This is a genomic window from Ensifer sp., from assembly GCF_031989085.1.
Taxonomy (GTDB): Bacteria; Pseudomonadota; Alphaproteobacteria; order Rhizobiales; family Rhizobiaceae; genus Ensifer.
In genome coordinates this window covers 1-26,426 of record NZ_DALZXU010000001.1, presented here as the reverse complement: position 1 = coordinate 26,426, position 26,426 = coordinate 1, and the positions used below count along the sequence as shown (strand labels likewise).

At 62.6% G+C, this 26,426-nt stretch carries 25 protein-coding genes; 8 read left to right on the top strand and 17 right to left on the bottom strand.

Going from position 1 to position 26,426, the window contains the following annotated elements:
* Positions 1–118: 118 nt before the first annotated feature.
* Positions 119–1,510, bottom strand: coding sequence for a leucyl aminopeptidase family protein (locus tag RTP54_RS00125; protein WP_112809380.1), 1,392 nt, complete (start codon positions 1,508–1,510; stop codon positions 119–121).
* Positions 1,511–1,644: 134 nt separating this feature from the next.
* Between RTP54_RS00125 and RTP54_RS00120 the strand changes: the two genes are divergently transcribed.
* Positions 1,645–2,469, top strand: a complete 825-nt coding sequence (locus RTP54_RS00120; RefSeq protein WP_312359857.1) for a tetratricopeptide repeat protein — start codon at positions 1,645–1,647, stop codon at positions 2,467–2,469.
* A 199-nt stretch (positions 2,470–2,668) separates the two neighbouring features.
* On the opposite strand, the gene RTP54_RS00115 is transcribed toward RTP54_RS00120, so the two are convergent.
* From RTP54_RS00115 to RTP54_RS00075, 9 genes are all read right to left on the bottom strand, one after another.
* Positions 2,669–3,655, bottom strand: a complete 987-nt coding sequence (locus RTP54_RS00115; RefSeq protein WP_312359856.1) for a type II secretion system F family protein — start codon at positions 3,653–3,655, stop codon at positions 2,669–2,671.
* A 9-nt stretch (positions 3,656–3,664) separates the two neighbouring features.
* Positions 3,665–4,675 (bottom strand): type II secretion system F family protein, encoded by a 1,011-nt coding sequence (locus tag RTP54_RS00110; protein WP_312359855.1) that lies wholly within the window; start codon positions 4,673–4,675, stop codon positions 3,665–3,667.
* Positions 4,676–4,683: 8 nt separating this feature from the next.
* Positions 4,684–6,147, bottom strand: a complete 1,464-nt coding sequence (locus RTP54_RS00105) for a CpaF family protein (protein WP_112809384.1) — start codon at positions 6,145–6,147, stop codon at positions 4,684–4,686.
* A gap of 29 nt (positions 6,148–6,176) precedes the next feature.
* Positions 6,177–7,466, bottom strand: a complete 1,290-nt coding sequence (locus RTP54_RS00100; RefSeq protein ID WP_312359852.1) for a CpaE family protein — start codon at positions 7,464–7,466, stop codon at positions 6,177–6,179.
* A gap of 18 nt (positions 7,467–7,484) precedes the next feature.
* Complete coding sequence (locus tag RTP54_RS00095; protein WP_312359851.1) at positions 7,485–8,180, bottom strand: CpaD family pilus assembly protein; 696 nt, start codon at positions 8,178–8,180, stop codon at positions 7,485–7,487.
* A gap of 56 nt (positions 8,181–8,236) precedes the next feature.
* Entirely contained in the window at positions 8,237–9,793 is a 1,557-nt protein-coding gene (locus RTP54_RS00090; protein WP_312359850.1) for a type II and III secretion system protein family protein, read from the bottom strand.
* The gene (cpaB, locus tag RTP54_RS00085; protein ID WP_112809388.1) at positions 9,790–10,602 is read right to left on the bottom strand and encodes a Flp pilus assembly protein CpaB; all 813 of its coding nucleotides are present in this window, start codon (positions 10,600–10,602) and stop codon (positions 9,790–9,792) included. Before cpaB ends, RTP54_RS00090 begins: the two co-directional genes overlap by 4 nt.
* 150 nt (positions 10,603–10,752) lie before the next feature.
* Positions 10,753–11,265: a prepilin peptidase gene (locus RTP54_RS00080; protein ID WP_312359848.1), complete on the bottom strand. Its 513-nt coding sequence runs from the start codon at positions 11,263–11,265 to the stop codon at positions 10,753–10,755.
* A gap of 204 nt (positions 11,266–11,469) precedes the next feature.
* Positions 11,470–11,649, bottom strand: coding sequence for a Flp family type IVb pilin (locus RTP54_RS00075; RefSeq protein ID WP_312359846.1), 180 nt, complete (start codon positions 11,647–11,649; stop codon positions 11,470–11,472).
* 265 nt (positions 11,650–11,914) lie between these two features.
* On the opposite strand from RTP54_RS00075, the gene RTP54_RS00070 reads away from it, so the two are divergent.
* The 7 genes from RTP54_RS00070 (at position 11,915) to RTP54_RS00040 (ending at position 17,440) form a co-directional block, all read left to right on the top strand.
* Complete coding sequence (locus RTP54_RS00070; protein ID WP_312359843.1) at positions 11,915–12,337, top strand: pilus assembly protein N-terminal domain-containing protein; 423 nt, start codon at positions 11,915–11,917, stop codon at positions 12,335–12,337.
* 115 nt (positions 12,338–12,452) lie between these two features.
* Positions 12,453–13,082, top strand: a complete 630-nt coding sequence (locus RTP54_RS00065) for a TadE/TadG family type IV pilus assembly protein (RefSeq protein WP_312359841.1) — start codon at positions 12,453–12,455, stop codon at positions 13,080–13,082.
* A 28-nt stretch (positions 13,083–13,110) separates the two neighbouring features.
* The gene (locus RTP54_RS00060; protein WP_409517079.1) at positions 13,111–13,683 is read left to right on the top strand and encodes a TadE/TadG family type IV pilus assembly protein; all 573 of its coding nucleotides are present in this window, start codon (positions 13,111–13,113) and stop codon (positions 13,681–13,683) included.
* Positions 13,684–13,823: 140 nt separating this feature from the next.
* Positions 13,824–15,044, top strand: a complete 1,221-nt coding sequence (locus RTP54_RS00055; RefSeq protein WP_312359839.1) for a phosphopentomutase — start codon at positions 13,824–13,826, stop codon at positions 15,042–15,044.
* The gene (locus RTP54_RS00050; RefSeq protein ID WP_312359837.1) at positions 15,041–16,009 is read left to right on the top strand and encodes an adenosine deaminase; all 969 of its coding nucleotides are present in this window, start codon (positions 15,041–15,043) and stop codon (positions 16,007–16,009) included. The genes RTP54_RS00055 and RTP54_RS00050 overlap by 4 nt, the downstream gene beginning before the upstream one ends.
* A 128-nt stretch (positions 16,010–16,137) precedes the next feature.
* A complete protein-coding gene (upp, locus tag RTP54_RS00045; protein WP_077499538.1) occupies positions 16,138–16,767 on the top strand; it encodes a uracil phosphoribosyltransferase in 630 nt (209 codons plus the stop codon).
* A 142-nt stretch (positions 16,768–16,909) separates the two neighbouring features.
* The gene (locus tag RTP54_RS00040) at positions 16,910–17,440 is read left to right on the top strand and encodes a TIGR02281 family clan AA aspartic protease (protein WP_112809395.1); all 531 of its coding nucleotides are present in this window, start codon (positions 16,910–16,912) and stop codon (positions 17,438–17,440) included.
* Here RTP54_RS00040 and deoA read toward each other — a convergent pair.
* From deoA to RTP54_RS00005, 7 genes are all read right to left on the bottom strand, one after another.
* The gene (deoA, locus tag RTP54_RS00035) at positions 17,433–18,749 is read right to left on the bottom strand and encodes a thymidine phosphorylase (RefSeq protein ID WP_312363107.1); all 1,317 of its coding nucleotides are present in this window, start codon (positions 18,747–18,749) and stop codon (positions 17,433–17,435) included. The two genes, RTP54_RS00040 and deoA, sit on opposite strands and share 8 nt — an antisense overlap.
* Positions 18,746–19,552 carry a purine-nucleoside phosphorylase gene (locus tag RTP54_RS00030; RefSeq protein ID WP_312359829.1) on the bottom strand — a complete coding sequence of 269 codons (807 nt, stop codon included), beginning with the start codon at positions 19,550–19,552 and terminating at the stop codon, positions 18,746–18,748. Before RTP54_RS00030 ends, deoA begins: the two co-directional genes overlap by 4 nt.
* Positions 19,549–19,941, bottom strand: a complete 393-nt coding sequence (locus tag RTP54_RS00025) for a cytidine deaminase (RefSeq protein ID WP_112809398.1) — start codon at positions 19,939–19,941, stop codon at positions 19,549–19,551. The genes RTP54_RS00030 and RTP54_RS00025 overlap by 4 nt, the downstream gene beginning before the upstream one ends.
* Positions 19,942–19,945: 4 nt before the next feature.
* Positions 19,946–20,917, bottom strand: coding sequence for an ABC transporter permease (locus tag RTP54_RS00020; RefSeq protein WP_312359826.1), 972 nt, complete (start codon positions 20,915–20,917; stop codon positions 19,946–19,948).
* A gap of 3 nt (positions 20,918–20,920) precedes the next feature.
* On the bottom strand, positions 20,921–22,054 hold the full coding sequence (locus RTP54_RS00015; RefSeq protein WP_112809400.1) for an ABC transporter permease: 1,134 nt from the start codon (positions 22,052–22,054) through the stop codon (positions 20,921–20,923).
* Positions 22,051–23,586, bottom strand: coding sequence for an ABC transporter ATP-binding protein (locus RTP54_RS00010; RefSeq protein ID WP_112809401.1), 1,536 nt, complete (start codon positions 23,584–23,586; stop codon positions 22,051–22,053). Before RTP54_RS00010 ends, RTP54_RS00015 begins: the two co-directional genes overlap by 4 nt.
* Positions 23,587–23,836: 250 nt before the next feature.
* Positions 23,837–26,176, bottom strand: a complete 2,340-nt coding sequence (locus RTP54_RS00005) for a heavy metal translocating P-type ATPase (protein ID WP_312359814.1) — start codon at positions 26,174–26,176, stop codon at positions 23,837–23,839.
* Positions 26,177–26,426: the final 250 nt, after the last annotated feature.

Below are 26,426 nucleotides of genomic sequence, written 5' to 3'. Positions count from 1 at the left end.
GTCCCGATGACGCGCGGGACTGCCCCGTGACCCGCAACCATAGCCGCGGACCGTTACGCAAGCGTTTCATTTTCGACGACCGGCGCGGGGTGCGCGCCGGTCGTCCTTGCATGGCGCTTTACTTGGCCATCTGCCCGATATGCTGGTACAGCGCGCGTATTGCCTGCGCTTCGCCGCCGACGGGCGAATGCGGCCGCTCGGACTGGGCCCAGCCGAAGATGTCGAAATGCACCCAGCTTTTGGTGTTGGTGACGAAACGCTTGAGGAACAGGGCTGCCGTGATCGAGCCGGCCATGCCACCTGCGGGCGCGTTGGTCAGGTCGGCGATGCGCGCAGAGACATCCTTGTCGTAGCCCATGTGCAGCGGCATGCGCCACATCGGATCGTCGACCTCGAGGCTCACGTCGGAGAGATCGCGCGCCAGTTCTGCATCGTCGGTGAAGAACGGCGGCAGGTCGGGCCCGAGCGCGACACGGGCAGCACCGGTGAGCGTCGCCATGTCGACGAGCAGGTCGTTCTTCTCCTCGTCGGCATAGGCCAGCGCATCGGCGAGAATCAGACGTCCCTCGGCATCGGTATTGTCGATCTGCACCGTCAGGCCCTTGCGGCTGCGATAGATGTCACCGGGGCGGAAGGCATTGGCCGAGATCGAATTCTCGACGACGGGGATGATGACGCGCAGATCGATCTTGAGCTTGGCGTCCATGATCATCAACGCCAGGCCCATGACATTGGCGGCACCGCCCATATCCTTCTTCATCAGGAGCATCGAGGATGCCGGCTTGATGTCGAGGCCGCCGGTGTCGAAGCACACGCCCTTGCCGACCAGCGTCACCTTCTTGTGACCCTTCTTGCCCCAGCGCAGCTCGAGAAGGCGCGGCGCTTCGGCACTCGCCCGACCGACCGTGTGCACGAGCGGGAAATTCTGCGTCAGAAGCGCTTCGCCCGAGATCACCGAGACATCGGCCTTATAGTGTGCGGCAAGCGCGCGGAATGCCCCTTCCAGCGCTTCCGGCCCCATGTCGTTGGTCGGCGTATTGATAAGGTCGCGGGCCAGAAAGACGCCGGCGAGCTGGCGCTTGATATCGGTCGCATCGGCATCGGTCGGGATCAGCAGGGTCGGTGGCTCGCCCTTGGCCGTCTTGTAGCGCTCGAAGCGATAGGAGCCGAGGCCGTAGCCGAGCGCCAGCCGGTTTGCCGTCAGCGGTGCCGTTTCGATGTGCCACTTGCCGGCCGGCAGGGCGCGGGCGAGCTTGCCCGTCAGGAACGGCGCCTCGGACGGGTTGCCGCCGAGGCCGAAAAGGGCGCCGCCGAGATGCCCGTCCGACGACGGGATCAGCAACACGGCGCCCGATTCGGCCTTGAAGCCGGCCTTGCGAGCCCAATCAAGCGCAATCGGATCGATGGCTCCCGTTTCGATATGCGCCGGCGTGACCGCGAAGATCGGCAGCGTCTTGCCGGCGCTGGTGTTGAACGGCGACGGCCGCTCGATGAACTGATAGGGGGCCATGGAAGTCCTCGAATGACAGAGATGGATTCGCGCAATTAACGCTCTGTTAGGGTTAACAGATTATTGCTGGAGTGAAAGTTGCGCCGATGTTGTTTGGAGTTCTGGTGCGCGAATGCATGCTGGGGACACCACCGATGGCCAAACGCACGACCTCTTCCAGAACCGTTACCCGCCTGCTGCAGGGCGTCGCGATCACGATCGTCGCCCTGTCGGTCGCCGGCTGTGCCAACCAGCCGAAGAAGGAGCTGACGACCGGTTCCATCTCGCGCACGTCGAAGCCGGTTCAATCGATGACCGCCTCGGAACTGTCCCAGGCCGCCGAAGGCATCGGCCAGGCCTATGAAAAGAACCCACGGGATCGCGAGGCGGGGCTGAACTACGCCAATCTTCTGCGCATGACCGGTCGCAACGAACAGGCGCTCGCGGTCATGCAGCAGGTCGCCATCAACCATCCGCAGGACCGCGAGGTGCTCGGCGCCTACGGCAAGGCGCAGGCAGCAGCAGGACAGCTGGAACTGGCCTTGAACACGATCAGCCGCGCCCAGACGCCGGACCGGCCGGACTGGAAGCTGAAATCCGCCGAAGGCGCGATCCTCGACCAGCTTGGCCGGGCACAGGAAGCGCGCCTGCGCTACCGTGAAGCGCTCGAACTGAAGCCCAACGAACCCTCGGTCCTTTCCAATCTCGGCATGTCCTATCTCCTGACCAAGGACCTGCGCACGGCGGAAACCTACCTGAAATCGGCAACCGGCCAGCCCGGCGCCGACAGCAGCGTAAGGCAGAACCTCGCTCTTGCCGTCGGGCTGCAGGGGCGCTTCCAGGAAGCCGAGACGATCGCGCGCCAGGAATTGTCCGCAGACCAGGCCGAGGCGAACGTCACCTACCTGCGCTCGATGCTGTCGCAGCAGGGCGCCTGGAAAGAGCTTGCCAAGGCAGACCAGGCCAAAAACACCAACTGACATTCGTGCGTGCAGGCGATTCTGCCGAACGTGGCAGTCTCGCCACGGACCGGCCTGGCTCGGCCGCTGTGATGCGCGCGGCCGGTCGTTGCGGAACGGCGGCGGCGCGATCAGAGACGCGTCGGGCGCGCGCACGCCCTGAATGTCGCGCCACGCGTCTGCGCAATCGCTTCCCCGTCGAGGCGGCCGCAGCAGCAGCTCAGAAATTATCGGCGACCCGGATACCGGCCGGTCCCAGGATGACGGCGACGAGTACCGGCAGGAAAAACAGGATCATCGGCACGGTGAGCTTCGGCGGGAGAGCTGCCGCCTTCTTCTCGGCGGCGTTCATCCGCTGGTCGCGACTTTCCTGCGCCAGCACCCGCAGTGCCTGCGCGATCGGGGTTCCGTAGCGGTCCGCCTGGATCAGGGCCTGGACCACCGACTTCACGTCGTCGAGCCCGGTTCTGTGACCAAGGTTTTCCAGCGCCAGACGGCGTTCGGGAAGAAAGGAAAGCTCGGCCGTGGTCAACACGAGTTCTTCGGCGAGAGCCGGCGACTGACCGGCGATTTCGTCGGCGACACGGCGCATGCCAAGCTCCATCGAAACACCGGATTCCACGCAGATCAGCAGGAGATCGAGCGCGTCGGGCCAGGCGCGCCGAATGGAGTGCTGTCGCTTGGAGATGGCGTTGGCGACGAAGATGTTCGGCGCATAGAAACCGACATAGGCAAAACCGACGGCGAAGGCGAACCGCATCATGAACGGCTTGTCGGCGAAATTCCCGAGAACGAAAATATAGATGACCGCGATGACGAGAAACACGAACGGAAGGCAGAAGCGCGCGAAGAGGAACGTATTGAGTGCGTTCTGGGAGCGATAGCCTGCTGTCTTGAGGCGGTTGACGGTGTTGTCGTCGACCAGCGCCTTGCGCAGGTTCAGCCGCTCTACGACCTGGCGCACGGAGGTGTTGTGCTGCCCGCGCAGGCTGGCCTTTCCGTTCGAGACCTCGCTCGCCAGCCGCGCGCGTTCCCGCGCCCGGATCTGTTCGCGCTCGGTCGCGACCGATTTCATGCGCTTGCCGAGGTCGCCGCGCTCGAACAGCGGCACGATGAGCGAATAGAACGTCGCCAGCACCGCAAACGAGACGAGAACGGCGAAGACGATATTGGGATCCGTCAGTGTCTTGATCAAATCGTCGCTCATCGCCGCCCCTCAGATATCGAAGTTGATCATGTTGCGCATCACCAGGATGCCGATGGACATCCAGGCCAGGCCGAGGCCGATGATGAGATGCCCGCGCGGGTCGGTGAACAGGACCGTCATGTAGGCGGGCGAGGTCACATAGACGAGGAACGACACGATGAACGGCAGGGCGCCGATGATCCACGCCGAAGCCTTCGCTTCCATCGAGAGGGCACTGACCTTGGCCTTCATCTTCTTGCGTTCGCGCAGCACCTTCGAGAGATTGCCGAGCGCTTCTGACAGGTTGCCGCCGGCCTGTGCCTGGATGGCGATGACGATCGCGAAGAAATTCACCTCCGCCAGCGGAATGCTGTTGATCATGCGGGCGCATCCCTCGGTGACGCTGAGGCCCACCTGCTGCGAATCGACGACGCGGCGAAATTCGGTCTTCACCGGCTCCTGTCCGTCGTTTGCGATGAGGCGCAAGGCATCGTTCAGGGGAAGGCCCGACTTGATCGACCGGACCATGATGTCGAGCGCGTTCGGAAACTCTTCGAGAAACTTCTTACAGCGGCGCTTGATCAGGAAACCGATGAACCAGCGCGGCAAACCGGCCGCGGCAATGATGCCGATGCCGGCTGATATCGCGAGACCCGCGCCCACCATGAGGGCCAGGATGAAGGCGACAAAGCCGAAAGCCGCACTGAAAATGTAGAACTGGGTCAGGGATATCGTCAGATTGGCCTGCGCCAGGCGCACCTTCATCGACGGTGCGGTCTTTGCCGATTTTTCCAGCTGCTTCTTTTCGAGTTCCTTCAGCGAGTCCTGAACGGATTTGCGCCGCTTCGACATTTCGCTGACGCGATCGCGCGCCGCCTTGACCTTGACCCGGTCCGTTTCGGCGGCACCGACCTTGCGGATGCGGCCTTCGGCCTTCTTCTCGGTCTCGATGCGCGAATAGAGGACGACATAGGCGAGCGCCGCTGCAGAGATTGCAACGAGCAGAGCCAGCGCCAGGACGGGAATGCTGATGCCGAACATCGCGGCTCCTAGCCCTTGTCCATGGCGTCGAGCGTCGCCGCCAGGCGTTTGTCTTCGTTGAAGTAGCGGGCACGATCCCAGAAATGCGGGCGACCAATACCGGTCGACATGTGGCGCCCGACGATGCGACCGTTGGCATCTTCGCCGTCGATCTCGTAGCGCATCAGGTCCTGGGTGATGATGACATCGCCTTCCATGCCCGTCACCTCGGTGATGTGGGTGATGCGGCGCGAGCCATCGCGCAGGCGCGCCGCCTGGATGATGACGTCGACGGAGCCGGCGATGATCTCGCGCACGGTCTTCGCCGGAAGGGTGTAACCGCCCATGGCGATCATCGATTCCATGCGAGCGAGGCATTCGCGCGGCGTATTGGCGTGGATCGTGCCCATGGAGCCGTCATGACCGGTGTTCATCGCCTGCAAGAGGTCAAACACCTCGGGTCCGCGCACTTCGCCGACGATGATGCGCTCGGGCCGCATGCGCAGGCAGTTCTTGATGAGATCGCGCATGGTGATCTCGCCTTCGCCTTCGATGTTGGGCGGACGGGTTTCCAGGCGCACCACATGCGGCTGCTGCAGTTGCAGTTCGGCCGTGTCCTCGCAGGTGATCACCCGTTCATCGAGGTCGATAAAGCCGGTCAGGCAGTTGAGCAGCGTCGTCTTGCCCGAACCGGTACCGCCGGAGATGACGATGTTGCAGCGGACGCGGCCGATGATCTGGAGGAGGACGGCGCCCTCTGGCGTGATCGCACCGAATTTCACCAGCTGATCGAGCTTCAGCTTGTCCTTCTTGAACTTGCGGATCGTCAGCGCGGTGCCGTCGATGGCGAGCGGCGGCGCGATGACGTTGACGCGCGAGCCATCCGGAAGGCGCGCATCGCAGATCGGGCTCGATTCGTCGACCCGGCGGCCGACCTGTCCGACGATGCGTTGGCAAATCGACAAAAGCTGGGCGTTGTCGCGGAAGCGGACTTCCGATTCGATGGTCTTGCCGCCGACTTCGATGAAGGTCTGGCCGGCACCGTTGACCATGATGTCGGCGATATCGTCGCGTGCCAGCAGCGGCTCGAGCGGACCGTAGCCAAGCACGTCGTTGCAGATATCGTCGAGCAGTTCCTCCTGCTCGGAAATCGACATCGCGAAGTTCTTGATCGTGATGATGTCATTGACGATATCGCGGATTTCTTCGCGGGCGCTTTCCGTGTCGAGCTTGGCGAGCTGCGAAAGATCGATCGTATCGATCAGAGCCGAGAAGACCTGCGACTTCGTATCGTAGTAATCCTCGTTGCGGGCCGGGCGCTTCCTCTGGGCTGGAGCGGGCGACGGCGCGCGCGTTGCGGGCGCATGCGCGTCGGCGAGCACCGGCACGGCACGCTCGATCACTGCCGCTTGCGTGGCTGGCGCGATCGGCGGCATTGCGACACCCGTCGCGCCGCCCTTGCCGAAGCCTTCGTTTCCGCGTTTGCCGAACATGTTCCTGATCCGTCCGTTCTATGCGTCGTCTATTTTCTGCCGAGTGCGGCCAGCACCTTGCCGAGCCCGCCGCGACGCGCCTTCTTCATCGATGCCCGTCCGGTCAACAGATGTGCGAGCTGCGAAAAGGTTTCGGCGGCTGCCGATTTCTTGTCGATCTCGGCAATCATGCGACCGCTGTTCGACGCGTTGCCAAAGAGCATGGCGTCGAACGGAATGATGGCTGCCGCTTCGATCTCCAGCGATTCGCAGAATTCGCTGACGGCGATCTCCGGGCGCTTCGGCATGCCCACCTGGTTCAAGATGAGGTGCGGCTGCTTGTCGTTCGGCCGAAGCTTCTTCATCGCATCGAGCAGGTTCTTGGTATTGCGCAGACTTGCAAGGTCCGGGACCGCCGTAATGACGACCTCATCCGCCTCGCCAAGGACAGAGCGCGTCCATTCCGTCCACATATGCGGAATATCGAGCACGGTCACCGGGGCGCTGCGCTGCAGGATCTCCAGGATCGGATGAAAGGCGGCGCCCTCGAAGTCATAGGCGCGGTCGAGCATCGACGGCGCAGCCAGCAGCGAAAGATGCTCGGAGCATTTGGTCAGCAGACGATCGAGAAAGACCTCGTCGAGCCGCTCGGGAGCGAAGACCGCCTCGGATATGCCCTGCGGCGGGTCCTGATCGAAGTCGATGTTGGCGGTGCCATAGGGCAGATCGAGATCGGCAAGGATGGTCTCGGTCGAAAAGAGGTTGGAGATACCCCAGGCGCAGTTATGCGCGATGGCCGACGATCCGCAGCCCCCCTTGGCGCCCACGAACGCCATGCTGCGTCCCAAGGGCTCGGCATCGGGATCGACGAAGATCGATGCAATCGCCGCCAGAATGTCCGGCATCGCGACGGGCGCGACCATGTATTCGGAAATGCCGTTGCGGATAAGGTCGCGATAGAGCGCGATATCGTTGTGCTTGCCGAGGAGAACGACCTTGGTGCTCGGATCGCAGACCGCGGCGAGCGGCGCGAGTTCGGTCAAAAGTGCACGCGGCTCGGTCGATGTTTCCAGGACGATCAGGTTCGGCGTCGGCACCGTCGCGAACATGTTGGCCGCCGCATCGATGCCACCGCTGTTGATACGCAGACTGACCTTCGCCATGCGGCGATCCTGGCCGCAACGCTCCATCAGCCGCTGCATGGCCTCGCTCTCGCAAAACGCATGGATCGAGATGCGCGGCAACGGGCGGACCTGATCGAGGTCGCCCGGCTGCACCGTATCGAAGCCGAGGTCGCCGGCTTCGGCACCCGTTTCGATCCTGTAGTCAATGGTGCTCATCTGCTGATCCCAACGATATCAATTGAAGATGATGACGGGTCCGTCACTCTTCTCGGTTCCGCGCCAGTCCTTGATGACCTGACCGCGCTGTTCCGCATCGATCGGCGACATCTGCCGCGGTCCGAGCAGATCGGTTGGGTTGGAAATCTGCGCTGCAAGATTGGACTGCGATGCGCAGCCGAAATTGTAGTAGTTGCGGTTCTGCATCGTGTTGAGCGCCACATCCTCGGGCCACTCGCCGCACGGTCCGGTCTGCGCCATGATCGCCACGTAGCTGAGGCGAATCGGGGCAGCGTCGCCGGTCTGGCCAGCCTCGTAGCCAGCCTCGATCAGGCGCTTGGCCGGGACGCCGGCAGCAACGAGCACGCCGCGGATCTCCTTGCGCACCGCTTGCGCGGCATGGCTGTTTGCCGAGCCGCGCGGCAGCATGATCTGGAACACGCCGGTCGACGAATTGCGGTACTCGGCAGCAAAGCCGCTGATGACGTCGCGCGTGCCCTGCGTCAGCCGGCGGTCGCCGGAGGCGACCGGGATATCGATCGCGCGCTCGCCCTCGGCCAGCACGATCGGATGACGGGTGCGGTAGTCATCCGGGATGGAGCCCGTTGCGAGATTGTCCTTGGTGCCGCAGCCGGCCAGCAGCCCGGCGGCAACGACGAGGATTGCAGCGCGCCGCAAATGACGGGCGGAAACTGCGGACGTGCTGTGGCGCATGGCACTCGGCCTTTCGGAACTCTCGTTGAAGCTGTTTCGCGGTTGCATGGCCCGACCTATTTGTAGATGAAGCCGACATTGCCATGGTAGCGTCCGGCAGGTGCGGATGCTTCCGGGCGGCCGTAGATGCGGTTCACGCGACCAAGGAAGAAACTTTCGAGATCGTTGGCGGCGTTGAAATTGTCGTCGGGCCTGGATATCGCGCTTCTGGGCACCGGGCGCACCAGATAGGGCGTGGCGATGATGACAAGTTCGGTCTCGTTGCGGACGAAATCCTTGCTGCGGAACAGCGTTCCGAGAACCGGGATCTTCGAGGCGCCAGGCAGACCCGACATCGCCTGGCGGATGTTGTCCTGTACCAGGCCGGCGATAACGATCGAACCGCCCGAGGGAAGCTCGACGCTGGTCGATGCCTCGCGCTTGCGAATGCCGAGGAAGGTCTGACCGGGAACATTGGTCATGCCGTTGCCGGTGACGACCGAGCCTTCATAGGTTGGCTCGGAGACGTTGGTCTCGATCTGGAGACTGATGCGGCCGGGGCCAAGGACAACCGGCTTGAAATTCAGCCTGATGCCGTATTCGACGTCGTTGACCTCGCGCTTGACCTCGATGCCGTCGTTCTCGCCGGTACCGACCTCCTGAACACCGGCAATCCGGAACTGGCCACCTACATAGAACTTGGCCTCCTGTCCCGAAATCGCCGTCAGGCTCGGTTCGGCCAGCGTGCGCATGACACCGGCCTGCTCCATGGCATTGATGTAGCTGGCGATCGTCGTTCCGCCGATCGATCCCTTGATCACGGCGTTCGCCGCGACGCCGACGGCATCGCCGAGGTTCGCCGGATTACGGAACGCGATGCCGCTTTCGCCGTCGCCGACACGGCCGTTGAAGCCAAGCTGCTTCAGCACCTGCCGGCTGACTTCGGCGACCGTCACCTTCAGCGTGACCTGGTCGTCACCGTCGATCGTCAGGAGATTGACGATCTGCGAGACCTGCCGGTCTTCGGCGAAGATGTCGGCGTCGCCATTGTTGCCCTGCGCGGTGATGTTGCGCGTCGTCGCTTCACCGCCCTGGAGGAAGGCCTTGGCGAGATCGACGGCGCGCGTCGAATCGAGCGGCGTGCGCACGGTCCCGGTCAGAACGATGTTGTCGGAGATGATTTCGACATTGATGTCGGCATCGGGAATGAAGCGCCGCAGATTGGACTGCAGGTTGGCGATGTCGCGTTCGACCTCGACATCGAGGCTGACGACCTCCTCGCCGTTCGCTCCGAAGACAAAGATGTTGGTCTGCCCGACGGATTTGCCGAAGAGATAGATGCGTCTCGACGTGCGGGTCACGGCATCGGCAAGCGACGGGTCGGCAACGAGAATATCGTGGGCGTCGGCCGGCAGATCGATGACGACGGCCTTGTTCAGCCCCAGGCTCACCTTCTTTTTCACGCCCGGGCCGCTTTCAACGATCCTGACCACCGAGGAGGCAGCCGCCTCCGCGGATGGCAGCGTCGGCAGCGCCATGCCCGAAAATGTCAGGCAGAACGAAAGGCCGGCTGCGATCGAGGCCCGAAATTTGTTACCGTTCCGTTTCACCTTGCGCTCCGCTCGATCGCTCATTGTTGTTGGCCCTGGCCGACGGAACCGTCGTTCTTTACGATCGAGCCGGATTTGATGACCTGAATGCTCGGTTGACCGTCGCCGCTCAGAAGATAGTCCGCGGCAGCGGTGTCAGGTTCCTGCGCGTCGGCAACGCTGCGAAGGGCAAGCGAGATGCGCTCGGCCATCTGCTGTGCCACGGTCATGACCTTGGATTGATCCGGCGTCAGTTCCAGCGTGGCCGTGGTGCCGACCACGGATTTGGATCCGTCGTCCTTTTCCTCGACCTGCTGGTCGATCGCCAAAACGCGGACGTTGCTGAGAACGGTTTCGGTCAGAAAGAGCTCGCCATCACCCTTGCGTACCATGATGACGTCGACCCGGTCGTTCGGCAGAATGAAACCGCCGGCACCGGTCGCAACGGTGATCTCGGTCGCGACGGCGCGCTTGCCCGCCGGCAGCAAGGACGACATGATGCGGCTGGAGCTGTCGGCGATCTTTTCGCTGCGCACCGGCTCGCCGTTGAAGATCGGCAGGCGCACGACGGATCCGGTGAGATCATCGATGGCGGTTGGACGGGTTTCCTCGGTGATCAACCCATCGACGATGCCGTCCTTCGGCCAAGCCACCCAGTGGACCAGGTCGCCGCCAAGGCGCGACCCCACGGGCAGGCTCTTGCTGGCGACCAGCACGTTGACGGTTGGAGCGCGCTCGATGACCGGCTCCGCCATTTGTGGCGCTGGTCCACGCGTGAGGTTCATCGCGAGCAAGCCGGCCAGAACAGCCGAACCAACGGCCACTGCCAGGATGATGATGCGAACCGGTTTCATGATCGTTTCGAGGCCCCAGAGAGATGCTGGAGGCAGATTGATCAGGAATTGGTGTAATTATAGTTAACAAGGCACTTACGGCCATGGTTAACAATTGCCTACCTTATTGATTGCGTGCCGCGAACACGCGCCGCGGCACCGACCGCAAGCTCAATGGAGGCTGGATAGCGCCAGTTGCACGAGCGGGGACGAGGGGTAGGCAACAAAACCGCCGGCGGCGATCGCGATCCCGTAGGGGATCTTGTTGGCGGTGAACAGCAATCTCGGGATCGGGAGCCGCGAGGACAGAATGAAATCCTCCTGTGCCCTCAGAAGCAAGATCGCGACAGTCAGCACACCGCCAAACAGGGAAACGGAAAGCAGGAATTCCATCAGCGAGCCGTTGGCGCCGAACCACAGGGCGCACGCCGTCAGAAGCTTGGCGTCACCGCCACCCATGGTCCCGAGCGCGAAGAGAACGAAGCAGAGGCCGAAAACAGCAAGGGCCGTGGCGATGTGGAACGCGATTTCCGAAAGTCCGAGCCCCGCAAGCGGCGCGACGATGGCGAATGTCCCCATCAGAATGATCGGAACCCGATTGGGTATCGTCATGGTGAATGCGTCTGAGAAGGCGGAGAACGCCAGACAAAACGGAAAAACTACGAAGATGGCAGCCACGATCACCGGTCGTCTCCTCGAGTGAAAATCTTCATTCGTCGCCTAACCCTCTCGGGTTCTGGGTATGATCCATCCCGACCCTGCAGCCGGCGTACAAAGGTCCAGGTCGATGCTTGCACAAAGATAAGGCCGCCCCACGGAAGGGCGGCCTCGCACTTTAAGCTGATTGCGGGCGTTATGTCGCCCTGCGCTCAGAAAACGATGCAAAGATCACGGAGACTTCGCAACATTCATGTACGAGCCAAGGTTGGTGAACTGGTTGCTCAACTTGGTGCCGAGCGTCGTTGCGCCGCCGATGAGGGCAACGGAGATGAGAGCTGCGATCAGGCCGTATTCGATGGCGGTTGCGCCGGACTCGTCCTTGATCAGACGGGCAAAAATCTTCTTCATGATGATTCTCCTAACTTCACGTTTGTTGTTCAGCACGTCCGCCAACTGTTGCCGTTGATCGGATGCACTCACCCTAGGCCCGTCGGATTGCTACTGGCTTAAGGAAAGCAGTTACCAAATGATGAACGTCGCATCGCTGATTTTTGGGTAAACGAACGGCAAATCCGGTGATCGCCGAGTGGCCTTGAAAGTCGATCTTCGCCACTTAACGCTTCATTCACCAAGAACGGCGAGGATGGGTCGAACGTCATTTCAAGGAAAAACGATGACCTTGCCCCTCGCCGGCAGCCGAGCCGCCATACTTGCAGTCGCGATCGCCGGCCAGCTTGCGCTTGCGTCGGCCGGCAGCGCCCATGCCGCCGAAGACACGATGCGCGTCTACATGGATCACGCACGTGTTTTGAAACTCGACCGCCCCGTGAGCAAGGTCATCATCGGCAATGCAGAGGTCGCAGACGCAACCGTCGCGGACGCGCGCACCATCGTCGTTACCGGGCGCAATTTCGGCACGACCAACCTTGTCATCCTGGATCAAGACGGCAACGCGATTGTCGACGAGCGCATTCTCGTCACCATCGACGAGGGCAACACGGTGCGTGTTTACAAGCAGACATCGCGAACGGTCCTGTCCTGCACCCCCAATTGCGAACGGCACGCGGAGCGAAAAGCAACGGGCGCGACCAACTGATTCTGCCGCTGCGATTTTTGCAGATCGCTAAAATGCTTGAAATTGACGCATACGAAATATCAACGCTTGCCCATCACTGTGCCGTCCGACAGGCGTGACATGATGGAACGACGGTATGACGATCGAGCAGGAAACACCGCAGCCGAAGCAAACGTCAGTTTGCCGTGACGGAATATTTCGTCGCCTTTTTCGTAATCGCGAAGGTGCGGCCGCGATTGAATTCACCATTCTCGCAATCCCTTTCATGATGGTTCTGTTTGCGTCGATCGAGACGTTCATCGCCTTCACCGGCGAGCAGTTGCTCATGAGCGCGACCGACACGATGGCGCGAAAGATCCGCACCGGCGAAATCACGTTCCAGGTCGGAAAGCCGGGCTACAAGAGCAATGAACAGTTCAGGCAGGCCTTCTGCGACGAAATCTCTGTCATGATGACATGTTCGGCGACCGAGACGACACTGCCCAACAAGCTCTACATCGACGTTCGCCCCGTTACGGACCTCGCTAAATTTCCCGATGCTGTCCCCCGCACGACAACCTCGAACTCGTCCGACGTCAGTGTGGCCGACTTCAAGTTCGCCCCGGGAGGACCCGGAACAACCAACATGATGCGCGCCTTTTACAGGTGGAGCGTCATCACGGATCTCGTCAGACCGTTCATCACCAATCTGCGCCCGGCCGGCACTAGCATGCCGAAAGACTACCTGATGGTTTCGACCGCCATATTCCGAACCGAGAGCGAGTGAGGGCAAGGTGAAAACGCTAACGAAAGCCATGCGCTTGACCGCTCCCCGCCTCGGATCGCTCTTTTCGTCGCTGGCCAGGGACAAGAAGGGGGTCGGCGCCGTCGAATTCGCCATCGTCACACCCATTCTGATCATGGCCTATATCGGAGCCTTCGAGATTTCCCTGGGGTTCACCGTATCGGGAAAGGTCGCCAGGGCATCAAGCACGGTCGCCGATCTGGTCGCCCAGCAATCGACGGTCGACAAGACCTATCTCGGCAACATGAAGAATGTCGCCCAGACGATGCTGGCACCCTACAAGGGCTCCGATTTCACGCTCAAGATCAGCGGTATCAAGGTCGACAACACAAACAAGGGCACCGTGATCTGGTCCCGCGACCAAAATGGCGCAACGCCCTACGCGGTCAACAGCATCGTGAACCTGCCGGCGCAATTTGCGACAAAGGGCGCCTTCGTCATCCGCACGGAGCTGATCGTTCCGCATGAGCTTTTGTTGTTTGCTCCGAACCTCGCGTCGAAATCGATCACCAAAATCAACCTCGCCAAGACGGCGTATTTCCGCTCGCGTCAGGCCGAAACGATCAGCTGCACGAACTGCTGATCTGAGCCCTGCCGACCCAATTGCAATGCGGGGCCACCAGCGCTATTCCTTCGGGATTGCGCTCGGGGATACGCCTGCGCGCCTGTTGCAGCACCGAACCGTGAGGCTCTGCCCATGCGCTTCGGCCTATCGGAACGTTCATGGCGCGCGCTTTTCTCTTCGTCCTTGATTCCTTCGGCATTGGCGGTGCACCTGATGCCGAGACCTATGGCGACCTCGGCGCCGACACGCTGGGCCACATCGCCGAATTCTGCGCAAACGGGGCGGCTGACCGTCCTGGCCTGCGCGAGGGACCGCTCAATCTTCCCAACATGTCTGCCCTCGGCCTGGTGCACGCGGCCAAGCTGGCCACCGGCCGCACACCCGCAGGCATGCCGGTCCCGGGCCGGGTCTACGGCGCCTATGGTGCGGCCAGCGAAGTGTCGCGCGGCAAGGATACACCGTCGGGCCACTGGGAGATTGCGGGAACGCCCGTCATGTTCGACTGGGGCTATTTCACCGCCGAGGGCGATGCGTTTCCGCCCGAGCTGGTGGAGGCGATCTGCCGCGAGGGCAATGTCCACGGCATTCTGGGCAATTGCCACGCCTCCGGCACCGACATCATCGCCCGGCTCGGCGAAGAGCATATGCGCACGGGAAAGCCGATCTGCTACACCTCTTCGGACAGCGTCTTTCAGATCGCAGCCCATGAGCATACTTTCGGACTGGAGCGCCTGCTGGAATTCTGCCAGATCGTCCGGCGCCTCGTCGACGACTACAATATCGGCCGCGTCATCGCCCGCCCCTTCATCGGCCACAACGCACAGACCTTCACGCGAACCGGCAACCGGCGCGACTACTCGGTCCTGCCGCCGGAACCGACGGTTCTCGACCGGCTGGCGCAGGCCGGACGCACGGTGCATGCGATCGGCAAGATCGGCGATATCTTCGCCCACCAGGGCGTGACCAAGCTGACCAAGGCCGACGGCAACATGGCGCTGTTCGATGCAAGCCTTGCGGCCATAGACGAGGCCGAGGACGGCGACCTGGTCTTCACCAACTTCGTCGATTTCGACATGCTTTTCGGTCACCGCCGCGATGTCGCCGGCTATGCCGCAGCGCTCGAAGCCTTCGACGCGCGCCTGCCCGATCTCGACCGCCGGCTGAAGCAGGGCGACATCGTCATTTTGACCGCCGACCACGGCTGCGATCCGACCTGGCGCGGAACCGACCACACGCGCGAGCGCGTGCCGGTGCTGATGTTCGGCCCGGCCGTGCGCAGCCGCTCGCTCGGGATTGCCGATACCTTTGCGCATATCGGCGAAACGGTCGCCAGACATCTCGGTATCGCACCGGGCCTACACGGGAGAAGCCTCATTTGACCGCACATCTGAAGAAAGCGGAACTGCACTGCCACATCGAGGGCGCGACGCCCCCTGAACTCGCGCTGCGGCAGGCGCAGAAATATGGGCTCGACACCAGCGACATCATCGCCGACCGCGCCTATGTCTGGACGGATTTTACCAGTTTCGTCAAATGCTACGACAGCGTCGCCTCGCTGTTTCGCACCCAGGAAGACTACGCGCTTCTTGCCGAAACCTACCTGACGGAACTGGCGGAGGCCGGCACGATCTACAGCGAAATCATCGTTTCGCCGGATCATGGCAACACCATCGGGCTGGGCGCCGACGCCTATCTCGAGGGCCTGGCCGCCGGCATTGTCGCTGCCAGGGCAAAGACCGGGATCGAAGCGCGCATGCTGATCACCGGCATCCGCCACCTCGGGCCGGAATCCGTTATCAAGACAGCAGAATTTGCCGCCAGGAGAGAGCACGCACTGGTGACCGGCTTCAATCTGGCAGGCGAAGAGCGCATGCACCGGGTCGCCGACTTTGCCCGGGCCTTCGATATCGTGCGCGATGCCGGCCTGGGTCTGACGATCCATGCAGGCGAGCTTTCGGGCGCCTTCAGCGTGCGCGATGCGCTCGACCATGTGAGACCGTCGCGCATCAGCCACGGCGTGCGGGCGATCGAGGATGCGGATCTCGTCAAGCGGCTCGCCGACGAGGGTGTCGTTTTGGAGGTCTGCCCCGGATCCAACATCTCGCTGCAAGTGTTCCCGGACTTCGCCGCCCACCCATTGCGGGCTCTCCACCAGGCCGGCGTTCGGGTGACGCTCAATTCCGACGATCCGCCATTCTTCCACACCTCCCTTGCCCAGGAATACGACATCGCTTCGTCGGTGATGGGCTTTGAAGAAGACGACATCAACGGCATGACCAGGACGGCGATCGAGGCGGCGTTCGTCGACGAGGCGACACGTCGGGCCCTGATTTCACGCCTCTGACCGGTGCCTGCGCCTGTCCGCGCGAACGGCACGGCTGGGGATGACCACAACGAGCCGCCCAATGCCCTTGCGGCCGCGGAGCAATCCATGGAAAAAGGGCGAATACAGAAACTTCCGGGAAGGTAGCCATGGACGGCGTAACAGTGATCGATCATCCGCTTGTGCAACACAAGCTGACCATCATGCGCAAGAAGGAAACCTCCACCGCCGGTTTTCGGCGGCTGCTTCGGGAAATCTCGACGCTGCTCTGCTACGAGGTGACGCGCGATCTGGAACTGACGATGGAGCGCATCGAGACCCCGATGCAGGAGATCGACGCGCCGGTGCTCGAAGGCAAGAAGCTTGTCTTCGCCTCGATCCTGCGCGCCGGCAACGGTCTGCTTGAAGGCATGCTCGAACTCGTGCCTTCCGCACGCGTTTCCCACATCGGGGTCTATCGCGACCACGACACATTGGAAGCGGTGGAGTATTTCTTCAAGGCGCCGGAAAGCCTCTCCGAGCGGCTGATCATCGTCGTGGATCCGATGCTTGCCACCGGCAACTCCTCTATCGCGGCGATCGACAAGCTGAAGGAACGCGGCGCCAAGAACCTGCGCTTCCTCTGCCTGCTGGCGGCTCCTGAAGGCATCCGCAACTTCCAGGCCGCCCATCCGGATGTCCCGATCTTCACCGCGTCGATCGACAGCCACCTGAACGAGCTTGGCTACATCATGCCTGGGCTCGGCGATGCCGGCGACCGCATGTACGGAACGAAGTGATTTTCCGTTTCTTAACCAGCACGCGAATTTGACCCTGAACCGCCGGCCATCCGGCGGTTTTTTTGTGTGGTGTTAGCCCTTGCCTGTTCTACTGCCCTGGATCGGCGCGCGTGTTCGCAGCCCGGTGTGGAGGACCAAGGCCATGTTCGGACGTTTGCTGACATTTGCCGGCGGCATCGCCGTTGCGGCGCTGGTCGTCCCCGACCTTGCCAGCTCCTATCTTTCACGCCCTGACGCGCCCGATACGGGCAAGGCGGCAGCAAACCGCTCCACTCCGGCGTCAACGGCAAAGTATGCCTCTGGAAGAACCATCGTGCTTCAGGCCGACCGGTCCGGCCATTTCTTCGGCGATTTCCGCATCAATGGCCGCACGCAGAGCGGCCTCGTCGACACCGGTGCAAGCACCATTGCGATCAATGTCTCGACGGCACGCCGGCTCGGCCTTTCAACGGGAACACTCTCATTCGACGTTCGCGTCGGAACTGCCAATGGCGAGGTCGAAGCAGCACGGGCGAAGCTGAACAGGGTCGAGATCGGCGGCATTTCCCTGCGCGACGTTGACGCCTTGGTGCTGCCCGACAAATCGCTTTCGGGGATGCTCGTCGGCATGAGCTTCCTGCGCCGCCTATCGTCCTACCGCGTCGAAGATGGTGCGATGCACCTCGTCAGATGATCCTGGAAAGGATCGGCGAGACCGCCTCCGGCTGAACATCGGCGATCTCATAGAGCGCCAGGAGCTCCTGGCGCGCCCGTTCGGCCGCGCTCTCGTCAGCCGCATGCACGAACGCAATCGGCTCCCCCTTTTCGATCCGCGTCCCCAACGGTTTCAGCGCGGAGAAGCCGACACGGTGGTCGATCTCGTCGTTCGGGTGCGTCCGTCCACCGCCAAGCCCGATGACCGCCATGCCAAGATCACGGGTTCGGCAGGAGTGCAGATAGCCGTGCCTTTCGGCTGTGACAGGCAGGATGACGGGTGCAGCCGAAAGATATTGCCCCGGCCGATCGACGAAATCCGCCGCACCACCGAGCGCATGCACCATCCGGGCAAACCTCTCGAGGGCCGCGCCATTTTCAAGCACCGCTCGAGCAAGTGCTTCGCCGGAGGCCGGATCCGGCACGACACCCGCCGCAACGAGCATTTCGGCGGCAAAGGCCATCACCACGGTTTCGAGGCGGGTGCCATGCTTCTCGCCCTTGAGAAAGGCGATGCAGTTCCAGATTTCAAGCGCGTTGCCGGCAGCATCGGCCAAAGGTTCGTTCATGTCCGTCAGCAGCGCCGACGTGCGCACGCCAGCGCCATTGGCGACATCGACGAGGGACCGGGCCAGGATCTCGGCCTCTGCGCTGTCGCTCATGAAAGAGCCATTGCCAACCTTGACGTCGAGCACCAGCGACTGCAAGCCGGCGGCAAGCTTCTTTGAAAGTATGGACGCGGTAATCAGCGGAACGGAATCGACCGTCGCGGTCACGTCACGAATGGCATAGAGCCGCTTGTCGGCCGGCGCCAGATTGGCCGTCTGGCCGATGATGGCGCATCCGACCTCGTCAACGGTCTTCCTGAAAAGCGCCGCCGACGGCTGGATATCATAGCCGGGTATGGATTCGAGCTTGTCCAGCGTGCCACCGGTGTGGCCGAGCCCTCGTCCCGATATCATCGGCACGGCCAGCCCGCATGCTGCCACGATCGGCGCAAGCATCAGCGAGACGTTGTCACCGACGCCGCCGGTCGAGTGCTTGTCGACGATCGGTCGGCCGACGGCACTCCAATCGAGGGTTTCGCCGGAATCACGCATCGCCAGGGTCAGCGCCACCGTTTCGTCGCGGCTCATGCCCGAAAACCACACGGCCATGGCGAAGGCGGCGACCTGGCCCTCCGAAATCGAGCCTTCGGAAAGGCCGCGCACGAAGCTTGCGATATCCGATGCTTCGAGGCGCTCGCCGTTTCGCTTGCGACGGATGATCTCCTGCGGAAGCATGGTCAGCCGGCCGCCGTGTCGGTGGAGATCATTTCCTTGAGAATGGCGGCGAGCCGCTTGCCGCCGACAGGCGCCATGTCCTTCGTCTCATGGTGGCTGAGTTCGCCGCCGGTCATGCCCGCGCCGAAGTTGGTGATCACCGAGGCAGCCGCAACCTTGAGCCCCATGAAGCGCGCGAGGATGACCTCCGGCACAGTGGACATGCCGACCGCATCGGCCCCGAGAACGCGCGCCATGCGAATTTCCGCCGGCGTCTCGAAGCTCGGGCCCGAAAACCACATGTAAACGCCAGCTTGCAGGGGAATGCCAAGCCGCTCGGCGGCAGCCTGCATGCGGTCGCCAAGCGCGGGGTCATAGGCACTGGTCATGCCGACGAACCGATCGTCGCTCTCGACGCCGATCAGCGGATTGAAGCCGGAAAAATTGATATGGTCCGAAATCCGCATCACCGATCCCGGCGGCAGCTCATCCTTGAGCGAGCCCGCGGAATTGGTGAGCACCAGATTTCCGATGCCGAGATCCCTCAGCGTCTCGAGCGGCACGCGCATGGCATTGGCGTCGCCGCTCTCGTAATAATGCACACGGCCGGACAGCATCACCACCGGGACATCGCCGAGAAAGCCGGCGACAAGCTCGCCGGCGTGGCCGGAAACGCTGCTGACGGGAAAGCCCGGGATGTCGGCATAGGAAATGCGTATAGGGCTGGAGACCGCTTCGACCAGCGTGCCAAGGCCTGAACCGAGTACAATGCCATAGCGCGGCGACAGGCCGCCAAGCCTGGCTAGCAGGAATGCAGCAGCGCTGTTCATCCGAGGATCTCGGTTTCGAAGCTGTGCGGCAGCAGATCCGACAGTGCCAGCGTCTTCTTCACACCGGTCTCGTCGCAGAGAAAGATACGGGTGCTGGCGCCCGAGAACTCGGCAAGCCGTTGCCGGCACCCGCCACAGGGCGGGCAGAGCGCCAGCTTTTCAGCGATCACGGCCACTTCCAGGATCTTGCGCTGGCCGGCCATGACCATGTGGCTGATCGCCGTCGTCTCGGCACACCATCCCTCCGGGAAGGACAGGTTCTCGATGTTGGCGCCAGTGTAGATCTGGCCGTCTTCCGCACGGATGGCAGCGCCTACGGGAAACTTGGAATAGGGCGCATGCGCCTTGGCCATCGCCTCGCGCGCGGCCTCGAAGAGCTCGTTTTCCATGGTCCTACCGCTCCTTCACATAGGGGACGCCGCCGGCCTTTGGCGGGATGGCCTTGCCGATGAAGCCGGCAAGCAAGATGACGGTGAGAATGTAGGGCAGCGCCTGCATCAGCTGCACCGGCACTTGGCCGATCAGCGGCAGGGGGTTGCCCTGCAGGCGGATCGCGAAGGCGTCGAGGAAACCGAAGAGCAGGCACGCCAGCATGATGTTGAACGGGCGCCACTTGGCGAAGATCAGCGCTGCAAGAGCGATATAGCCCTTGCCGGCCGTCATGCCCTTGACGAAACCGGCGGTCATTGCCAGCGACAGGTATGCGCCGGCAAAGCCACACAGGATGCCACAGCAGATGACGGCGCGATACCGCATCCAGATCACCGAAATGCCGGCGGTATCGACCGCACCCGGATTTTCACCGACGGCACGCAGCCGGAGGCCGAAGCGGGTCCGATAGAGGATCCACCAGCTGATCGGCACCATGGCGAAGGCGAGATAGGTCAGGATGAAATGGCCAGACAGCAAGTCCGCGTAGATCGGCCCGATGAAGGGTATCTCGCGGATCTTGTCTGCGAAGGGGAACGTGATCGTCTGGAAGCGCGCACCTTCGGCGAGCGCCGGCGTGCGTCCGCCCTGGCGGAACCAGGCTTCGCCAAGAATGACGGTGGAACCGGCGACGATGAAGTTGATGGCAACGCCCGAGACGATCTGGTTGCCGCGCTGTGTAATCGACGCATAGCCGTGAACCAGTGACAGGCACACAGAGATGAGGACGCCGGCGAGCAGCCCGAGCCAGACCGACTGGGTGATCGCCGCGACCGCGCCGGCCGCAAAGGCCGCGCCCAGCATCTTGCCTTCAAGGCCGATATCGAAAATGCCGGCACGCTCGGTGAAAAGACCGGCGAGGGCTGCGAAGATCAGCGGAACGGAAACGCGGATGGTGGACTCGAGGAGCACCACGATGACGTGGAAGAAATCCATGGCTCAAGCTCCCTTGGTCTGGGCAACGACCGCGGCGCGCCGGCTGGATGTGGAAAACAACCGGGTGATGGCCGGCCGGAACATATTTTCAAGAGCGCCGGCAAACAGGATGACGAGACCCTGGATGATGACGATCATGTCGCGCGAGATCGAAGGCATTTCGAACGAGATCTCGGCGCCGCCCTGGTAGAGCACACCGAAGAGAACGGCCGCAGGGATGATGCCGGCGGGATGCGAGCGGCCCATGAGGGCAACCGCGATGCCGACGAAACCTGCACCCTGGACGAAATCCAGCTGCATCCGGCCCTGCTCGCCCATGATCGGGTTGAGCGCCATCATGCCGGCAAGCGCCCCCGATATCATCATGGTGACGACGGTGATGCGGCTCTCGCTCATGCCGGCATAACGCGCTGCCGAAGGGCTATGGCCCATGGTGCGCATTTCGTAGCCGAGCTTGGTGCGCCAGATCAAAAGCCAGACGCCGAAGGCGGCAACCAGCGCCAGCAGGAACGACACGTTGAACGGCGCCGTTCCGATTTCAAGTCCGAAGATCGACAGCAGCCAATCGAGCTTGGGCAGTTGGCCGCCCTCGGCGAAGGTACGCGTCTGCGGCGACATCGAGCCGAGCGGCTTCAGCACCCGGGTCAGGAGATAGACCATCAGGCTCGAGGCGATAAAGTTGAACATGATGGTGGTGATGACGATGTGGCTGCCGCGCTTGGCCTGCAGCCAGCCCGGCAGGAACGCCCAGGCCGCGCCGAACAGCGCCGAACCGATGATCGCAAGCGGGAAGACCACGAACCACGGCATCGTCTGGTCGAGCCAGAGGCAGGCGAGCGCAACGCCGATGCCACCGACATAGGCCTGGCCTTCGCCGCCGATGTTGAAAAGCCCGGCGTGGAAGGCGACCGCGACCGCAAGGCCGGTGAAGATGAAGGTGGTGGCGTAATAGAGCGTGAAGCCGATATATTCGCCGCGGCCGAAGGCACCGTTGATCAGGTGATAGGCCGCCTCGAACGGATTTTCGCCGACGAGCAGCACCACGAGGCCGGCAACGAGGAAGGCGACGGCGAGATTGACCAGCGGGATGAGGCCGTATTCGACCCAACCCGGAAGCTTTGCATAGGGATTGCTCATTCTGCGGCCTCCTTGCGGCCTTCGACGCCGGCCATCAACAGGCCCAGCTCGCCCTCGGTCGCGTCAGGATCGCGCTCGCCGACCACACGGCCGGCAAACATCACCAGGATACGGTCCGACAGGGCGCGGATTTCATCGAGTTCGACGGAAACAAGCAGGACAGCCTTGCCCTGGTCGCGCATCTCGATGATCCGTTTGTGGATGAATTCGATGGCGCCGACGTCGACGCCGCGGGTGGGCTGGCCGATGATCAGCACGTCCGGTCCCCGCTCCATTTCGCGGGCGAGAACGATCTTCTGCTGGTTGCCGCCGGAGAAATTCGCGGTTTTCAGCCGGGCGTTCGGCGGCCGGATGTCGTATTCGGCGATCCTCTGCTCGGCGTCCTTGCGGATGGCATCGACGTTGAGAAACACGCCGTTGAGGTAGCGCTTGTCGTGGTGATAGCCGAGGATGGCGTTTTCGCATTCCTCGAATTTCAGCACCAGGCCGACATGGTGCCGGTCTTCCGGCACATGCGCGAGACCACGGTCGCGCAGGTCCTTGGGATCGACATGGCCGGTGACGTTGACCGGCTGACCGTTCAGCTGGACGTCGCCGGAAACCGCACGGCGAATACCGGAAATCGCCTCCAGCAGCTCCGACTGTCCGTTGCCCGCGACGCCGGCAATGCCGACGATCTCGCCAGCCCTGAGGTCGAAGGAAACGTTGTCGACCATGGTGACGCCGCGGCCGTCCTTGACGGTCAGGCCCTTGACGGACAGCTTGACGTCACCGGGATTGGCCGCGCCCTTTTCCACGCGCAGCAGCACGCGGCGGCCAACCATCAGTTCGGCGAGTTCCTCGACCGAGGTTTCCGCCGTCTTGCGCGTCGCCACCATCTCGCCGCGCCGCATCACCGAAACCTCGTCGGTGATCGCCATGATTTCCCTGAGCTTGTGGGTGATGAGAATGATGGTCTTGCCCTGGCTCTTCAACTGCTCGAGAACGCGGAAGAGGTGATCGGCCTCGGCCGGCGTCAACACGCCGGTGGGCTCGTCGAGGATCAGGATGTCAGCCCGGCGATAAAGCGCCTTGAGGATCTCGACGCGCTGCTGCAGGCCGACGGGCAGTTCCTCGATAATTGCGTCCGGATTGACCTCCAGCGCATATTCGCGCTCGAGCCGCTTCAGCTCCTCGCGCGCCTTGGCAATGCCCTTGTTGAGGATCTGGCTTTCTTCCGCGCCGAGCATGATGTTTTCGAGCACGGTGAAGTTCTCGACCAGCATGAAATGCTGATGCACCATGCCGATGCCGGCTGCGATCGCCGCATTCGGGTCGCGGATCGTGACCTGCTTGCCATCGACGTGGATCTCGCCGCTGTCGGCTTGATAAAAGCCGTACAGGATCGACATCAGGGTCGATTTTCCTGCACCGTTTTCACCGATGACGCCGTGGATCGTACCCTTGCGGACTTTCAGATTGATGTTTTTGTTGGCGTGAACCGGACCGAAACTCTTGTCGATCCCACGCAGTTCGATGGCAATACTGTCCATATTGGCCTTGCGATCCCCAAACTGGCCCGCTTCGGTCTTCTTCCCAGAAACCGTGCCGGCGATTTTTTTACCATTTGGTATAGGTTTATCATCGATTTGCCGGCGCGGAAGCCCTCAAAACGAGATCTCCTTATACTCTCACCGGATCGCTGATGAGAGTCCAGCGCGAATATACACAGGCTGATCGGGCCAATCGGCCACAAAAAAACGGCGGCAATCCATGCCGCCGGTTCCGTTGCAAGCGCCTGCTTCAGGCAGCCTTGACCGGCCGCAGCAACCGCAGCGCATTGATGGTCACGAGCACGGTCGCGCCGGTATCGGCAAGGATTGCCGGCCAGAGGCCAGTGATCCCGACGATGGTGGTGACGAGGAAAACGGCCTTCAGACCAAGCGCAATAGCGATATTCTGGAAAATGTTTCGCATTGTAGAGCGGGAAAGCGTGACCATCGCGGCGACGTCGCCGACCCGACCGTGCAACACCGCCGCGTCGGCCGTCTCCAATGCCACATCCGTTCCGCCGCCCATGGCGATGCCGACATCGGCCGCGGCCAACGCCGGCGCATCGTTGATGCCGTCTCCGATCTTGGCGACGTTGAAGCCGGCGCTCTTCAGTTCGCCGACGATGCGCTGCTTGTCCTCGGGCAGCAGTTCGGCGCGCACCTCCATGCCGAACTGGCGTCCGATCGCCTCGGCCGTGCGGCGGTTGTCGCCAGTGAGCATGACCACGCGAATTCCGGCATCGGTCAGCGCCTTGACGCCGGCTGCAGCATCCGGGCGCGGCTCGTCGCGCATGGCGATGGCGCCGACGATCTCGTTGTCGGCGATCAGCACCGATACCGTCTTGCCCTCGTCGTTGAGCGCCGAAACACGCGCTGCCTGCTCGGGTGACATCGCCACGCGGCTGTTGGCCGCCTGGGGAGATCCCAGGAAAACCTCTGTTGTGCCGACAATACCCTCCAGGCCCTTGCCGCCGATGGCCTTGACCGTCGTGATGGCCGGAACCTGCAATGTCAGTTCGTCCGCCCGTTGCAGGATCGCACGCGCCAGCGGATGGCTCGATCCCTGCTCGAGCGCTGCAGCCAAGCCCAGCACCTCGTTCTCGGCGCGAACAAAGCCGACGATATCGGTCACCCGCGGCTTGCCTTCCGTCAGCGTGCCGGTCTTGTCGAAGGCGGCGGCAGTGATCTTGCCGACGTTCTCAAGCACGGCGCCGCCCTTCAGAAGCAGGCCGCGGCGTGCACCGGCCGAGAGGCTGGCGGCGATGGCGGCCGGTGTCGAGATGACGAGCGCGCATGGGCAACCGATCAACAGGATCGCGAGGCCCTTATAGATCCACTCATTCCAGTCGCCGCCGCCCAGCAGCGGCGGCAGGATCGCGACAAGCGCCGCGACGACGACAACCGCCGGGGTGTAGTAACGCGAAAACCGATCGATGAAGCGTTCGGTCGGCGCCTTGCTTTCCTGCGCCTCCTCCACCAGCCTGACGATGCGGGCGATGGTGTTGTCCGAGGCGGCCGCCGTGACGCGCACGCGCAGCGCGCCGTCGCCGTTGACCGTCCCGGCGACGAGCTGATCGTCCGCGGCCTTGTGCACCGGCGTGCTTTCGCCGGTGACCGGCGCCTCGTCGACGGCGCTTTCGCCCGACAGAATGATGCCATCGGCGGGAACACGGTCGCCCGGACGCACCAGGATGATCGCACCGACTTCGAGGCTATCGGCCGGCACTTCATCCATCCGGCCATTGCGTTCGAGATAGGCCGACTTCGGCACCAGCGCCGTCAGCGCCTGGATGCTCGCCCGCGCCTTGCCGGCAGCGACGCCTTCCAGCAGCTCACCGACGAGGAAGAGCAGGACGACGATCGCCGCCTCTTCCGTGGCGCCGATGAAGACCGCGCCTACGGCCGCGATCGTCATCAGCATCTCGATCGAAAACGGCGTGCCGGAGGTCGCGGCGGCAAAGGCGCGCCGGGCGATCGGCAACAGGCCGACGAGCATGGCGAGCGTAAAGATCCAGGGCTCAGTGGCCGGTACGAGATGGCCGAGGCCGTAGGCGACGCCAAGCGCCAGCGCACAAGCGATCGTCAGCCGGCCCTTGCCGGAGCGCCACCACGGACCGTTGGTCGGGCCATGATCGTGGCCATGGACGTTGATCGGCGCCGACGATGCCGGGCGCGCTGCATTGCCGGCGGCGTGCTCGTGGCCGGCATGCGTATGTGCGGCGTGATCATGCGCATGGTCGTGGTGGTGATGGTCGTGGTCGTGGTCGTGGTCGTGGGAATGGGAATGGGAATGGGAATGGGAATGGGAATGATCGTGATCGCCCGAGCAAACATGAACGGGCGCAACCGGCGGCTTCTGGTGGGCGGCGATTGGATGCAGCCGGTAACCGAGCTTTCCGACCTTGCTGACGATGTTTGCCGCAAGGTCATCCTCATCGGCGTGTTTCACCGACATCGTGCCGGCGGCCACGGAAACCGAGACATCCTCGACGCCTGGCATGCGCCGAACGGCGGTGTCGATCTTCGAAGCGCAGGACGCACAATCCATGCCTTCGACCCGATAGCGGTTTTCACGAATATTGCCTGCCATGACCTGCTCCTTGCATAACGTGAAAGGAGGCTACGACCTCTAGCGACTAGAGCTGCAAGAGCGAATTGCACCATCCGGCGCGGTTTTTCGTCCTGGGCAGGGCCGACGGCTCTAGGGACGGCACACGTGTGCGGCGCGTATGCCCGGCGGACCGAATAGCGGTTCGCTGATCATCATGTCATTGCGTGAAGCCCGAAACGCCAAAAAGCCCGCGGACGTTATTGTCCAGCGGGCTTTTAGGTATGTATTT

What these genes read in the sequence shown, in the direction of transcription:
- RTP54_RS00125 (WP_112809380.1), bottom strand. Translation starts at nt 1,510, where the DNA reads ATGGCCCCCTATCAGTTCATCGAGCGGCCGTCGCCGTTCAACACCAGC.
- RTP54_RS00120 (WP_312359857.1), top strand. Translation starts at nt 1,645, where the DNA reads ATGGCCAAACGCACGACCTCTTCCAGAACCGTTACCCGCCTGCTGCAG.
- RTP54_RS00115 (WP_312359856.1), bottom strand. Translation starts at nt 3,655, where the DNA reads ATGAGCGACGATTTGATCAAGACACTGACGGATCCCAATATCGTCTTC.
- RTP54_RS00110 (WP_312359855.1), bottom strand. Translation starts at nt 4,675, where the DNA reads ATGTTCGGCATCAGCATTCCCGTCCTGGCGCTGGCTCTGCTCGTTGCA.
- RTP54_RS00105 (WP_112809384.1), bottom strand. Translation starts at nt 6,147, where the DNA reads ATGTTCGGCAAACGCGGAAACGAAGGCTTCGGCAAGGGCGGCGCGACG.
- RTP54_RS00100 (WP_312359852.1), bottom strand. Translation starts at nt 7,466, where the DNA reads ATGAGCACCATTGACTACAGGATCGAAACGGGTGCCGAAGCCGGCGAC.
- RTP54_RS00095 (WP_312359851.1), bottom strand. Translation starts at nt 8,180, where the DNA reads ATGCGCCACAGCACGTCCGCAGTTTCCGCCCGTCATTTGCGGCGCGCT.
- RTP54_RS00090 (WP_312359850.1), bottom strand. Translation starts at nt 9,793, where the DNA reads ATGAGCGATCGAGCGGAGCGCAAGGTGAAACGGAACGGTAACAAATTT.
- cpaB (WP_112809388.1), bottom strand. Translation starts at nt 10,602, where the DNA reads ATGAAACCGGTTCGCATCATCATCCTGGCAGTGGCCGTTGGTTCGGCT.
- RTP54_RS00075 (WP_312359846.1), bottom strand. Translation starts at nt 11,649, where the DNA reads ATGAAGAAGATTTTTGCCCGTCTGATCAAGGACGAGTCCGGCGCAACC.
- RTP54_RS00070 (WP_312359843.1), top strand. Translation starts at nt 11,915, where the DNA reads ATGACCTTGCCCCTCGCCGGCAGCCGAGCCGCCATACTTGCAGTCGCG.
- RTP54_RS00065 (WP_312359841.1), top strand. Translation starts at nt 12,453, where the DNA reads ATGACGATCGAGCAGGAAACACCGCAGCCGAAGCAAACGTCAGTTTGC.
- RTP54_RS00060 (WP_409517079.1), top strand. Translation starts at nt 13,111, where the DNA reads ATGCGCTTGACCGCTCCCCGCCTCGGATCGCTCTTTTCGTCGCTGGCC.
- RTP54_RS00055 (WP_312359839.1), top strand. Translation starts at nt 13,824, where the DNA reads ATGGCGCGCGCTTTTCTCTTCGTCCTTGATTCCTTCGGCATTGGCGGT.
- upp (WP_077499538.1), top strand. Translation starts at nt 16,138, where the DNA reads ATGGACGGCGTAACAGTGATCGATCATCCGCTTGTGCAACACAAGCTG.
- RTP54_RS00040 (WP_112809395.1), top strand. Translation starts at nt 16,910, where the DNA reads ATGTTCGGACGTTTGCTGACATTTGCCGGCGGCATCGCCGTTGCGGCG.
- RTP54_RS00030 (WP_312359829.1), bottom strand. Translation starts at nt 19,552, where the DNA reads ATGAACAGCGCTGCTGCATTCCTGCTAGCCAGGCTTGGCGGCCTGTCG.
- RTP54_RS00025 (WP_112809398.1), bottom strand. Translation starts at nt 19,941, where the DNA reads ATGGAAAACGAGCTCTTCGAGGCCGCGCGCGAGGCGATGGCCAAGGCG.
- RTP54_RS00020 (WP_312359826.1), bottom strand. Translation starts at nt 20,917, where the DNA reads ATGGATTTCTTCCACGTCATCGTGGTGCTCCTCGAGTCCACCATCCGC.
- RTP54_RS00015 (WP_112809400.1), bottom strand. Translation starts at nt 22,054, where the DNA reads ATGAGCAATCCCTATGCAAAGCTTCCGGGTTGGGTCGAATACGGCCTC.
- RTP54_RS00010 (WP_112809401.1), bottom strand. Translation starts at nt 23,586, where the DNA reads ATGGACAGTATTGCCATCGAACTGCGTGGGATCGACAAGAGTTTCGGT.
- RTP54_RS00005 (WP_312359814.1), bottom strand. Translation starts at nt 26,176, where the DNA reads ATGGCAGGCAATATTCGTGAAAACCGCTATCGGGTCGAAGGCATGGAT.